The organism is Donghicola sp. XS_ASV15 (assembly GCF_041224595.1).
Taxonomy (GTDB): Bacteria; Pseudomonadota; Alphaproteobacteria; order Rhodobacterales; family Rhodobacteraceae; genus Donghicola.
This window is the reverse complement of the sequence record NZ_JBGFGN010000116.1, coordinates 20,211-32,646: the sequence shown is the minus strand read 5'-3', so window position 1 is coordinate 32,646 and position 12,436 is coordinate 20,211. Positions and strand designations below refer to the sequence as shown.

Annotated in this window: 11 protein-coding genes; 7 read left to right on the top strand and 4 right to left on the bottom strand. The window is 59.6% G+C overall.

Annotated elements, in window-relative coordinates; translation table 11 throughout:
• Nucleotides 1–72: 72 nt before the first annotated feature.
• Nucleotides 73–972, top strand: coding sequence for a LysR family transcriptional regulator (locus AB9K37_RS05895; RefSeq protein ID WP_369836005.1), 900 nt, complete (start codon nt 73–75; stop codon nt 970–972).
• An 8-nt stretch (nt 973–980) separates the two neighbouring features.
• Here AB9K37_RS05895 and AB9K37_RS05890 read toward each other — a convergent pair whose 3' ends face one another.
• Nucleotides 981–1,805 carry an SHOCT domain-containing protein gene (locus AB9K37_RS05890; RefSeq protein WP_369836004.1) on the bottom strand — a complete coding sequence of 275 codons (825 nt, stop codon included), beginning with the start codon at nt 1,803–1,805 and terminating at the stop codon, nt 981–983.
• 402 nt (nt 1,806–2,207) lie between these two features.
• On the opposite strand from AB9K37_RS05890, the gene AB9K37_RS05885 reads away from it, so the two are divergent.
• Both AB9K37_RS05885 and AB9K37_RS05880 read left to right on the top strand, forming a co-directional pair.
• The gene (locus AB9K37_RS05885) at nt 2,208–3,974 is read left to right on the top strand and encodes a PHA/PHB synthase family protein (RefSeq protein ID WP_369836003.1); all 1,767 of its coding nucleotides are present in this window, start codon (nt 2,208–2,210) and stop codon (nt 3,972–3,974) included.
• Between the two features lie 242 nt (nt 3,975–4,216).
• Nucleotides 4,217–4,798, top strand: coding sequence for a hypothetical protein (locus tag AB9K37_RS05880; RefSeq protein ID WP_369836002.1), 582 nt, complete (start codon nt 4,217–4,219; stop codon nt 4,796–4,798).
• A gap of 108 nt (nt 4,799–4,906) precedes the next feature.
• On the opposite strand, the gene AB9K37_RS05875 is transcribed toward AB9K37_RS05880, so the two are convergent.
• Nucleotides 4,907–6,085, bottom strand: coding sequence for a hypothetical protein (locus AB9K37_RS05875; RefSeq protein ID WP_369836001.1), 1,179 nt, complete (start codon nt 6,083–6,085; stop codon nt 4,907–4,909).
• A 259-nt stretch (nt 6,086–6,344) separates the two neighbouring features.
• On the opposite strand from AB9K37_RS05875, the gene AB9K37_RS05870 reads away from it, so the two are divergent.
• The 3 genes from AB9K37_RS05870 to AB9K37_RS05860 all read left to right on the top strand — a co-directional run bounded on the left by AB9K37_RS05870 (nt 6,345) and on the right by AB9K37_RS05860 (nt 8,859).
• Nucleotides 6,345–7,634, top strand: a complete 1,290-nt coding sequence (locus tag AB9K37_RS05870) for an O-acetylhomoserine aminocarboxypropyltransferase/cysteine synthase family protein (RefSeq protein ID WP_369836000.1) — start codon at nt 6,345–6,347, stop codon at nt 7,632–7,634.
• 137 nt (nt 7,635–7,771) lie between these two features.
• Entirely contained in the window at nt 7,772–8,161 is a 390-nt protein-coding gene (locus tag AB9K37_RS05865) for an antitoxin Xre-like helix-turn-helix domain-containing protein (protein WP_369835999.1), read from the top strand.
• Complete coding sequence (locus AB9K37_RS05860) at nt 8,158–8,859, top strand: RES family NAD+ phosphorylase (protein WP_369835998.1); 702 nt, start codon at nt 8,158–8,160, stop codon at nt 8,857–8,859. Before AB9K37_RS05865 ends, AB9K37_RS05860 begins: the two co-directional genes overlap by 4 nt.
• A gap of 31 nt (nt 8,860–8,890) precedes the next feature.
• On the opposite strand, the gene AB9K37_RS05855 is transcribed toward AB9K37_RS05860, so the two are convergent.
• Both AB9K37_RS05855 and AB9K37_RS05850 read right to left on the bottom strand, forming a co-directional pair.
• Nucleotides 8,891–10,381, bottom strand: coding sequence for an inorganic phosphate transporter (locus AB9K37_RS05855; RefSeq protein ID WP_369835997.1), 1,491 nt, complete (start codon nt 10,379–10,381; stop codon nt 8,891–8,893).
• 78 nt (nt 10,382–10,459) lie between these two features.
• On the bottom strand, nt 10,460–10,918 hold the full coding sequence (locus AB9K37_RS05850) for an NUDIX hydrolase (RefSeq protein WP_369835996.1): 459 nt from the start codon (nt 10,916–10,918) through the stop codon (nt 10,460–10,462).
• Nucleotides 10,919–11,155: 237 nt separating this feature from the next.
• Here AB9K37_RS05850 and AB9K37_RS05845 point away from each other — a divergent pair, with 237 nt between their 5' ends.
• Nucleotides 11,156–12,229 carry an NAD(P)H-dependent flavin oxidoreductase gene (locus tag AB9K37_RS05845; RefSeq protein ID WP_369835995.1) on the top strand — a complete coding sequence of 358 codons (1,074 nt, stop codon included), beginning with the start codon at nt 11,156–11,158 and terminating at the stop codon, nt 12,227–12,229.
• Nucleotides 12,230–12,436: the final 207 nt, after the last annotated feature.

The following is a 12,436-nucleotide window of genomic DNA, read 5'->3' as shown; positions in this document are numbered from 1 at the left end:
CGCCTCTTGCCGGAAATTCTGCGATAGCATAAATACAATCTGGTCTTCATTTTTATAGCTTGAGGCTATGATATGCGCCCTACCCTGCGTCAGATGGAATACGTGGTCACGGTTCACCAGCTCGGGAATTTCGGGTTGGCCGCTGATGTGCTGCACGTCAGCCAACCCAGCCTCTCGAACCAAATTGCCACGGTCGAAGCCGAGCTTGGCGTCCGCCTGTTCGAACGGGGCCGCAGCGGTGTGACGACGACGTCCCAAGGCTTGGAATTCGTTTCGCGGGCACGGCGCATTCTGTCGGAAGTCGAGGCGCTTAATGCCGCTATGACCAGCAACCTGCCCTTTGGCGGGCGTCTGCGTCTGGGGGTTCTGCCCTCGATCGGGCCATATTTGCTGCCTCAGGTCGTGCGCAGCCTGCACCAGAGCCAACCTGACCTGCGCGTCGCCGTGCGCGAAGAGAATACGTTGGGCTTAGATGAAGGGATCCGGAACGGGCGCTTTGATGCCATTATCTCGACCCCCGAAGACCACCCGAACACTCAGCAACATTTTCTGTTCACAGAGCGGCTGTGGGCCGCTGTGTCCCATGACCACCCCTTGGCTGGAATGGCGCAGATCACATCGGACCATCTGAACGGCCAACGCTTGCTGACATTGGATACGGGCCACCGGTTGGCGCGGATCGTCTACTGGATTGCGGGGCAGAACGGCGGGATCGTCTCGAACGATTACGAAGGGACCAGTCTGGACTCGATCCTGCTCATGGCCGCGACGGGTGCGGGTGTGGCGGTCCTGCCCGATCTGTTCGCCCGCCGTCAGGCGGTGCACCGGGAAGAGGTCAAGGTTATTCCCCTTGCCGTACCCGACGCCGACCGCGCCATTAGCCTGATGCTGCCAGAGCGCACGACTGGCGGCCAAAGCACTGATCTACTGATGACCGCTTTGAAAGCGGCCGCAACACAGTTCGGAATGTAACGGCGCGCCTAGAGCCGCGCGAGCAATTCCGTCTTTTTCGCCGTAAACTCCTCGTCCGTCAGAACGCCCATCTCTTTGAGTTGCCCCAGCTTTTCTAGAGCAGAAAAGATCGCGTCACTCTCCATCGAGGGGCCTTCGGATGCGGGTGGAAGAGAGGCTGTCGCCGCAGGCTCGGGGATCGGCGCAGCGACCGGTGCGTCTGGCTCAGCCTCGGTTGTTGGCACCTCTGGTTGCGCCTGGTGATCCGCTTGCGGCGAGACGACCGGCAGTTCGGCCAAGCGCACCGTTCCGTATTGACTGGTGAAGGTCCAGCTTGCGTCACCCGATTGCTGTTGGCTGATGCCACTGATGTTATGTTCCAAGGTGTCGTACACCGTGACACGTCCCTCTAGATTGACGGCCAACCGACGGCTTTGGGGAAAGATCGCGTAGCTTAGCGTATTTTGACTGCCCGACGACGCAGGCTGTCCCAGCTCTGCAGGCCACCACGTCCCGCCTGACCAAGTCAGCGATGCCCCGTTGCCCTGAGCCTGCCAATTGCCCGCCGAAGGGGGCTGCTTGAACAGAGGCTCTTGCCAATACGCGTTGGAAATTTCGCCGCACAGGTTTGCCACCGTGGCCTGCAAACCGGTGTTGAACATATCCCCAACCATGGTCATGCCGCCCCGGGACCACTGGCCCATGCCCCCCAATTCGGGGATCGAGAATTGCGCCTGCGAGCCCCCACCGCGCACGACCGCGTCGGTCATCGCGCGGACCGAAGCTTCGGAGAGCCCGTAGCGCTGGCTTAGGTCAGAAACGAGCGCAGCGCCTGCTTGTGTCAGTTGATCCATAACGACTCGCCGTCGCAACGGCGCCTTTCTCCTATGAGACGAGTAGACCTCTAGCATGTTGACCCTATGGCGAACACCCTGCCTTGGGATTTGCAGGACATGGGCCGCGCTTTTCGTATCGCGTGCAATCAAACGGCCTTTGGCGCGGCACGTATTTCTCCTCTGGAGAGTGGGCGATAAAATGTTACAGTCGTAATGGCTTATTTGAATCGATTATCTGATGTGCCCTGAATTGCCGTGCGGCGTGGGGCACATGACACCAGACAATCCGAGCATCTTTGGCAGCAGGCAAAATGCCTGTGATCACGCGAAAGCACCCCATCGGGTCCGCTGCGCGCGCAGGTCAAAGGTGATGGGTTGGCGGGATTTGAAGGTCTAGGAATTGGTCCTTGGGAGGGGGCGATGAGCGATACAACAGAAGAGATCAGAGATCTGACGGCCAGTCAGCGCGAAGCCGCAGAGCGGTTGTTAAACCTGACGCAGCGGATGATGACAGCTTTGTCGCGGCGCAAGGCGCCAAACCCCGGCATCGAAGCGCCCGGTCCGGATTTGTATGCCAAGACCGCCGCCGCTTGGTGGGAACAGGTTCTGACCAATCCGACCCGAACAGCAGAACAGGCCGCCGGATTTTGGGAGAACTCCTTTAATGCTTGGCTTGGCGCAATCCAGCACTCGACCGAGGGGCCCGGAACCGAAAAGGACAAGCGCTTCGCCGATGAGGGGTGGGAAGCTAATCCGTGGTTCGACTATCTGCGCCGCCAGTACAAAGTGACCTCTGGCGCGATGCAACAGGTGGTCGCAGATCTTGATACGATGGATGAAACCGACAAGCGCCGGCTGCGGTTTTTTACCGACCAGATGGCGAACATGATGGCGCCAAGCAACTTCTACAACACCAATCCGGCGGTGTTGCGACGCGCCATGGAGACCGAGGGCGAGAGCTTGCTCGATGGTCTTGAGAACCTGGTGAACGACCTCGAGGCCAATGATGGCGAACTCTTGGTCAAACTGGTCGATGACAGCGCCTTTGCGGTTGGGGAGAACATCGCGACCTCTCCGGGTCAGGTCGTTTTGCGCACCAAGATGATGGAGCTTATCCAGTACGCACCTTCGACCGAGGACGTTCACGCCCGACCGATCGTGATCTTCCCTCCTTGGATCAACAAGTTCTACATTCTGGATATGAAGCCCCAGAACAGCATGATCCGCTGGCTGGTCGACCAAGGGTACACCGTGTTCGTCGCGTCTTGGGTCAATCCGGATGCGTCGCTCAAGGATGCCGGTCTCGAAGATTACATCACCGATGGCTACCTGCCCGCGATCGAGACCGCCAAATCGATTTGTGAACAGGATCAGGTGAATGTCGTCGGCTACTGTATCGCAGGCACGACCCTATCACTGACGCTGTCCTATCTGCACCAGATCGGCGATACCTCGGTGAACGCGGCAACATTGTTCACCGCCCTGACGGATTTCTCGGATCAAGGAGAGTTCACGCCCTTCCTCCAAGAAGATTTCGTCGAAGGGATCGGGGTCGAGGTTGACCGAACCGGACTTTTGCCCGCGCGGGTCATGTCGCGCACGATGTCCTTTTTGCGGTCCAATGATCTGGTCTACGGACCTGCCATCAAATCCTACATGATGGGCGAGACCCCACCCGCGTTTGATCTGCTGTTCTGGAATGGGGACAGCACGAACCTGCCCGGCCGGATGACGATGCAGTACCTTCGCGGGCTCTGCCGCGCGAACCAGTTCTCCGAAGGGCATTTCGAATTGATGGGGCGCAAACTATCACTGGCCGAGGTGACAGTCCCCCTGATGGCCATCACAGCCGAGAACGACCATATCGCCGCATGGAAAGACTGCTATCGCGGGGTTCAGGCCATGGGATCAGCGGACAAAACCTTCGTACTGTCCGAGTCGGGACATATTGCGGGCATTGTGAATCCGCCATCCAAAAAGAAATACGGCCATTACACCAACGCTGATCTGTCGCTTCCTGCCGCAGACTGGCGCAGCTCTGCTAAATTCCACGAAGGGTCGTGGTGGCCACTCTGGGAGAGTTGGCTTGCACCGCGCTCTGGCGAGTTGGTGCCTGCGCGCGAACCCGAGAAGCTGGGTTTGGGCGCCGCCCCCGGAAGCTACGTGAAATCGCGGGGCATTTCGTGATTGGTCTGATTGACCGTATGTGCTGACAGCAGGTCGGTTCGGGACAGACGCCTCGGTCGTGCAGACGATCGGGGCATGTTTCTCCCGAACCGATCTACCTTGCCAAAGCCATCCGCACAGTTGGTGATCGCGTCTGCGCCCCGCCAGAAATCTGCGGCACATTCGGTATGATCAATATTGTGTCCGACCGACCATGTGTCTGGTAGCCTCTGTTTCATTGATGTAGAAAACGGACACGTGACATGAAGGTATTCCTGATCGCTTCGGCGCTTATCAGTGTTGGGGCAATCGCTGCGGCCCAAACAGACCATTCTGGCCATAAGCACGGGATGGATCACAGCATGGAAACGCCTGCACCCGCCGATGCGACTGCCGTGCTGACCGAACCGGGCCAAGGTGCGTTTGCTGCGCTGTCCGAAGTTGTCCGTGTCTTGGAAGCCGATCCAGAGACCGACTGGACGCAGGTCGATCTAGACGGTCTTCGGGCGCATCTGGTCGATATGGATCGTCTGGTTTCGTATGCGCAGGTCGAAACGACCCGGTTGCCAGAGGGCCTTTCTGCCTTCGCAACCGGAGACACCGAGACGCTTGGCTCTTTGCGCCGCATGGTTCCGGCACACGCGGCCCAACTCGCGATGGACGACCGCTGGCAGGTCGAGGCGACAGATCACGGTGACGGCGTCGAACTCAAAGTCACGAGCAGCGATCCCCAAGTGGCCGCGCGCATCAAAGGGCTTGGCTTTTTCGGACTGATGGCAAGCCAAGATCATCACCGCGAACATCACCTGATGATGGCAATCGGCGAAGAGGCACACGCGCACTGACGACAAATCGCCGAGCGGGGTGAACTTCTCGACCTACTCGGTGCGCGCACGAGGTCAGACCACAGATGCTTGGTCGACGACCGCCCCGTCGACAGGGGCGTATAGTGATCAGAGTTTCCGAGCGCTCAGGACCTCATCAGCGCGGGCAAGCGCTCTGTCCAATTCGGCCAGAACGCTCTCTTCGCGAGCGGCTGCAGCATCGGTATCGTAGCGCATTCCAGGACGGACGCTCAGATCGCTCTCGGTCCCGCTCTGCCCCTGTTCTGCAAGCCGTGCGGCTGACATGCGGGCACCGGGCATCGGACGGCTTTTGATCCGGTCGGCCAGAAAGGGAACCGCCCATACCCGATAGGTCTTGCGCGCTGTGATCCGGCTCAGGATGCCCGCCTCTTCGGCCTCGTCCACCAGATTATACGCCGCCCGCTGCTTGAGCCCGAGCCCATCCCGGATCATGCTCACCGTCAGAACAGGACAGTGCGTGCTCAGGGTGACCACGTCCTTCAGGCGGGATTTCCCATGCTTGCCCGCAGCATATTCCGTCGCGCGCGACACCCACCGATCCAATTGCGGGATCGCGCCCAACGTTCGGGCTTGCTCTGCCAGCAAACCACCTATCAATTCCCGAACACCCACAGGTTGCATGGGCGACCAACTGCGAAAGCGCCCTTGGCTGAGTGCGGTCGCGGGCAAGTATGTCCACCGCGCGCGCATCCCACTCAAGAGACCAAAACCAAAGGGATTGTCCTGCTCCGCCTCGCCCCACGGGCGGGTTTCCGTCTGGCGCACCGAATGCTCTGCCGTCACAAAGATCAACCGATCAGACGTCGGGCTCCAGCTTTCGGTCAACTGACGAAACCGGATCGTCGCCTTTAGGGCGGCCAAGAAGGGCGTCGGGCTTTCTTTGACGGCTGCCCTTATGGACTGGATGTCGTCGGACCCAAGCGTCAGGGGCGCGTCGCCGTAAGAAACATCTTTGATTTGCACCGATGCCCGACAGGCCCGCGCCACCGCGCGTTCGGGATCATCCAGCAAAGACCCCGGCGCGCGCAGTACGGCAAGGGTGTCTCTGGCGGCATCGACACCGCGTGCAGTCTCGGCAGAGGTGGCCTGATTTTCCGCCAGACGCAGGACCAAGTCCCCCTCGTGGATCTGGATATCTTCCATGGCGACCGTCCGGGCCGCCTCGACCAAAGCGGACTGGACACGCCACAACCGCCCGATGTCAGGGCGGGCACTGAAGATCCCCTCGATCCGGCCAGCGTTGGCCTCTAGGGTTATCAGGTCCATTGGGTCGAACATTACAAATGCCAGTCTTTTTCGAAGGCTCTGGCACGAGTATCTGCAAATCCGAGAAAAGGTAAACTTGATTAGCACGTGGTGTCGGGGGACGCGCGGCCAAAAACACGCCAATGCGCAAGCATCATTTACGCATATCTCTGCCTCACTTCGGCGCTGTGCCGCCCCTGACATCGTTCTATGCGAATTGCGATTGCGAAGATGCAATCCGCTCGTCTACGCTCGTTTCTAGTAGAGGAGGAGTTCTCAAATGTCCGAAGAAACACTGGGCCTATCCACGCTGGCCGTACATGCCGGATACGAGCCTGATCCCGCCACCGGCGCGCGTCAGGTGCCGATCTATCAGTCAACGTCCTACGTGTTCAAAGACGCAGAACACGCGGCGCGTTTGTTTAACCTCGAAGAGGTTGGGTACATCTATTCGCGCCTCACCAACCCCACGGTGAATGCTCTGGCCGCGCGCGTCGCTGCACTCGAAGGAGGGGCCGGTGCGGTTTGCTGTTCTTCGGGGCACGCAGCGCAGATCATGGCCCTGTTCCCGCTGATGGGTCCGGGATGCAATGTGGTGGCGTCCTCGCGTCTGTATGGCGGCACAATCACCCAGTTCAGCCAGACAATTCGCCGGTTTGGCTGGTCAGCAAATTTTGTGGACACCGACGATCTGGACGCGGTCAAAGCGGCGATCGACGAGAACACCCGCGCCATCTTCTGCGAAACCATCGCGAACCCCGGCGGCTATGTCACGGATCTGGACGCCATGGCCAAGATCGCTGACGACGCAGGGCTTCCGTTGATCGTAGACAACACAACGGCCACCCCCTACCTGTGCCGCCCCATCGAACATGGGGCCACGTTGGTCGTGCATTCGGCCACGAAATATATGACGGGCAATGGCACGGTCACCGGCGGTGTCGTCGTGGACTCGGGCAAGTTCGACTGGTCGGCATCGGACAAATTTCCGTCCCTGTCTGCGCCTGAACCGGCCTATCACGGTTTGAACTTCCACGGCGCTCTTGGGCCGATGGCGTTTACCTTCCATTCGATTGCTGTCGGGCTCCGCGATCTGGGGATGACCATGAACCCGCAGGGGGCGCACTACACACTCATGGGGATCGAAACCCTGTGCCTGCGCATGGAACGCCACATCCAGAACGCCAAAGCTGTCGCAGAGTGGCTCGAGTCTGACCCGCGGGTCGAGGCAGTGACCTATGCCGGGTTGCCAAGCTCTCCTTCCTATGACCGCGCACAACGGATCGTTCCCAAGGGGGCCGGCGCGCTGTTCACCGTCGCGGTCAAAGGCGGCTACGATGCCTGCGTGAAGCTGGTCGAGAGCCTGAAACTCTTTAGCCACGTGGCCAACTTGGGGGATACACGCAGCCTGATCATCCATCCTGCGTCCACCACCCATCGCCAGCTCGAAGAGGAGCAACAGATCAAGGCCGGGGCCGCCCCCAATGTGGTCCGAATTTCGATCGGCATCGAAGATTTCAAGGACATCATCGCGGATCTGGACCAAGGGTTGGCCGCTGCAACGGCCTGACGCGCTGCTGTGCTTTTATGAAATCCAAGAGCGGGCGCCATTTGGGGCCCGTTTTTTATCTCTGCCTGACTCCATCCGCTCATATGGTCTTGCATTTCAGTCCATATGACCCATATTGAGGTCAGAGGAGTGCCGAGATGCAAGTCGCCGCGAAAACCCGAGAGCCATCAGACCTGACCACCGTCGCCCTAAAGGCTTATGCGCGCATCGCCGAAGCGTGGGGCCTGAGCGTCCGAGAGGCGGCGAGCCTTGCCGATATGTCCGAAAGCACTTGGAAGCGCGCCAAGAAACCCGACTTTGCAGGCGAGTTGACCAAGGATCAGCTACTTCGGCTCAGTGCAGTGATTGGCATTTACAAGGCTCTTGAACTCTACTTCTCCGACCCTTTGGCCAAAAGCTGGTTCACACGCCCCAACACAGGCCCTCTGTTTGCAGGGCTGCGCCCGCTCGACAGCGCGATAGAGGGCGGGCTGCCCCAAATCCTATCGATCCGGACCTATCTGGACGCGCTGCGCGGTGGTGCATGAAACAAACAGAGATTTCCGATCGCGGTCTCTCGCGTCTGTTGCCTGCGACCTATCACAAGCCCCCTGCCCTGCGCGGACTGGTCGACAGCGACGAAGAGATGGATCTGCTCTCTGAAATCGAAGGTTTGACCAGTGGACGGTTGCAGGCAGAGCGTGGCAGAAATCCCCATCTGGACCCACGCGAATTGGCGTGGCACCGCCGCAGCCGTGATCTGCGCATCTACGGGGAGAGCCACGTCAATGCTGCTTTTACCTACACGCGCAAGGGCGGCAACCGCTTCAATTCCGATGATCGGGGCGCATGGTATTGCGCTTGGGATGTGATGGTTTCCGTCAGCGAAGTTGCCTTTCACAGAACCCGCGAGCTTGGCTTTACCGGCTGTTACGAAGACACCGCGCGTTATGTGGAACTTCTGGCCGACTTTATCGGAGTGTTCGACGACCTGACCGACGAGCCGGACCACCCCGCCCTGCATGACGTCCCAGAGGTCGGCTACCCCGAGGGACAGCGTCTCGCTCAGGATTTGCGCCGCAACGGCTCTCGGGGGTTGATCTACCCGTCAGTCCGCGCCCCGGCACCGGGCGGCAATTGCCTGGTGTGTTTTGAACCCAGAGCGATCCAGAATGTGCGGCCCGGCGCCTCTTGGGATCTGATCTGGGAGGGATCGCCCGACTATACGCTCTGCGCTGTGGGGTGACAGGACGGGCCGCACCCCCCATTGCATGGGTTTACGACGTTCCCATCACGCCGTTGATCACGATGAAAATCCCCGCCGACAGCAGAGCCGCCGCAGGCACAGTGATCAGCCACGCGGCAATGATTGTCATGAAATGGGAACGACGCACCAATTTGCGACGGACACGCTCTTCGGGTGCAAGCTCGTGACCTTTGGGAATGGTCGCTCTGGCAGCACGCATACGGCGCGCGGCATCCCACTCGCGGAAAAAGCCAACGCCAAACACCCCGCCCACCGCAATGTGGGTCGAGCTGACCGGCAGGCCAAGCCAACTGGCGACGATCACCGTGATGGCCGCTGACAGAGCCACGCAGTAGGCGCGCATCGGATTCAGCTTGGTAATCTGGTTGCCCACCATGCGGATCAACTTGGGGCCGAACAGGAACAGACCGAACGAAATCCCCAGTGCCCCGATGATCATGACCCACATCGGAATGCCAAAGGCATGGGTAAAATCACCAGTGGTTGACGCTTGGACGATGGCCGCCAGCGGGCCGACCGCATTCGCCACGTCATTCGCACCATGAGCAAAACTCAAGAGCGCCGCGGACACGATCAACGGAATGCCGAACAGGACTTTCAGGGATTTATTGCGGTTCTCCAGACCTTCGGATTGGCGTTTAACAACGGGGATCATGACCAGCCAGATCACCAGACCCGCCGCCAAACCGATCATAAGCGCATCTGTCATCTCGATCTTTACGATCTTTTTCACGCCTTTGACCGACAGATATGTGGCAAACGCTCCGCCCATAATGCCCACGAGCACCGGCACCCAGCGGCGCGCGGCCGCGATCTTGTCTTCTTTGTAGACGATGTTCGACTTGATGAACCACAAGAAGCCCGCCGCGATCATCCCCCCCAGCAACGGAGAGATCACCCAGCTGGCTGCGATTGCGCCCATTTTGCCCCAGCTTACAGCGGCAAAACCAGCGGCCGCGATCCCTGCCCCCATGACGCCGCCCACAACAGAGTGGGTGGTCGAAACCGGTGCACCGATCCACGTCGCAAGGTTCACCCAAAGCGCAGAGGCCAGCAAAGCCGCCATCATCGCGGTGACAAAGGCACCGGAGGCGCCCATGCTTTCGGGGGCGATGATCCCTTTCGCAATGGTCGAGACCACGTCCCCACCCGCGATCAAGGCGCCAGCGCTCTCGAACACCACTGCGATGGCAATTGCGCCGCCCATGGTCAACGCATTCGCTCCGACCGCCGGACCCATGTTGTTTGCGACGTCGTTTGCCCCGATGTTCAAGGCCATATATGCGCCAAAAGCTGCGGCAATCACGACAACCAGCGTGTTGCTTGCATGGCCAAAGATCACTGCCGCCACAAGCGCGGCGAACACCACAAACAGCAGACCGACCCCTAGACCGATCATCGGCCGACTGACATAGGCCGTGGCTTGTTCCAGCGTGGACAAGCGCCCAAGGTCCCGATCGAGTGTCTCTAGGTGGCTGGGAGCAAAATTGTCGTTCGACATAGGTCCTCCTGACTACGGGAGGGGCGCTATTCCAAATGTAACAGTTTTACAACTTTTTTGTTACAATGCGGCATCCCGTCAGAAATCCCTAAAGATCGCCTGAAGCCCCGGCTCTGCCACCATCTTTTCGGCCTCTCGGGGGCTGACCCATCGACGTCGTCTTTGACCTGCTTCGGGAAATTCATCCTCTAGCGTTTCCACTTCGACCGCATAGACCAACACGTTCACGCGGACCGGCAACCCGCTGCCTTTGATTTTACGATAGAGAAATTCCCCGATTGGCGCATCGGGCGTTGCGACGGGGCGCACACCGGCCTCTTCCCACGCCTCGACGACTGCGGCGCTCGCAGCGTCCAAACCACGCATGGTCCACCCCTTGGGAATGACCCATCGGCCCGTCCCGCGACTGGTGATCAGCAGGACCTGCTTTTCGCCCTTTTCGATCCGGTAGCACAACGCCGCAACTTGCAAAGCGTCGGGCCGCTGGACCAATGGACGAACATAGTTTTCGACAAAGCCGCCAAACGTGTGCTTCAAAATTGAACCTCTGAAATTGCGTTAACGCATGAAGATAGCCGCGGGCCGCCGACATGCAAGCTGCGCCACCCTAACCACGATCTTCTCAACGGATTTTTCGCACAACCTTACCTCATGTGATTAAGAATTCATCACTGATCACTCCCAGCGCGACCTTTCCCTGCTCTTGATCGCGCCCCTCAGATGATCAAATCTGCCGTGAACCGCAGCGGCACCGGCGCAATGGGAGCATACAGGATGACCTTTCTTTCGGATTTGGGGCTGTCCCTGCCTTTGATACAGGCCCCGATGGCGGGTGTTGCGACGCCCCAGTTGGCGGCGGCTGTCAGCAATGCAGGGGCGCTTGGGTCCATCGGTGTCGGCGCTACCGATGCAAACGGGGCCAGCCAGATGATCGCGGCCCTACGGGATCTGACAACCGCGGCCTTTAACGTAAACCTATTCGTTCACAAAAACCCAGAGCCGGACCCTCTCATCGCGCAGAGATGGTGCGCAGCCATGTCCGCCGCATTTCACCAGTTCGAAGCGCAACCGCCATCAGATTTGCAGATCATCTACCAAAGCTTTGCGACAGACGATGCGATGCTGCGGGTGTTGCTGGACCACGCGCCTGCGGTCATCAGCTTTCATTTCGGACTGCCGGATGAGAGCAGGATCAAAGCGTTGAAAGAGGCCGGATCGATCCTGTTTGCAACCGCCACAAGCCTGACCGAAGCGCAGAGGGCGGAACGCGCTGGCATCGACGCAATCGTCGCACAAGGCTACGAAGCCGGAGGACACAGGGGACTGTTCGACCCGTCCCAGCCAGATGAGCGCCTTGGGACCGAGGCATTGACGCGCTTGCTTGTGGCCAACCTCCGGTGCCCTGTGATTGCGGCGGGTGGGCTGATGAACGGTGCGGACATTCGCAAAGCATTGGACTGGGGGGCCGTGGCGGCGCAGCTTGGCACAGCGTTTGTCGGCTGTCCTGAGAGCGCAGCAGACACCGGATATCGGCGCGCTCTGACCCAAGCGGCAGAGCGCGGCACCATCATGACCAAAGCGCTGTCAGGACGTCCGGCGCGATGTCTGGTCAACCGCTTCACCACATGGGCCCAAGACCAAAATGCGACAGTGCCTGCCTACCCGATGGCCTATGATGCGGCCAAATCCCTACACGCAGCCGCCAAAGCCAAAGGCGAATTCGGCTTTGGGGCGCAGTGGGCCGGAGCGGGCGCAGGGCAGGCACGTTTCATGCCCGCAGCAGAGCTTGTCGCGACCTTGACCAAAGAGTTTCAGGCCACTGGCAACGCAGCGCCCCAGACACCGTGACATAGGATCAGGCAGAGAGTCCGTGTGCATCAGCGCACGCTGCAAACACACACTCAAAAATCATCATACTGCGACAATCCCCCTGAATCTCGCCATATAATTGCACCGCAAACCCGTAGTTGCGCCAAAAAGTGCGCCCCATGCCCCCCGTCCGCTTTGCATTCACGTCCCGCGCGTCCTTCAATGAATAGGCCGCATGGCAGATGT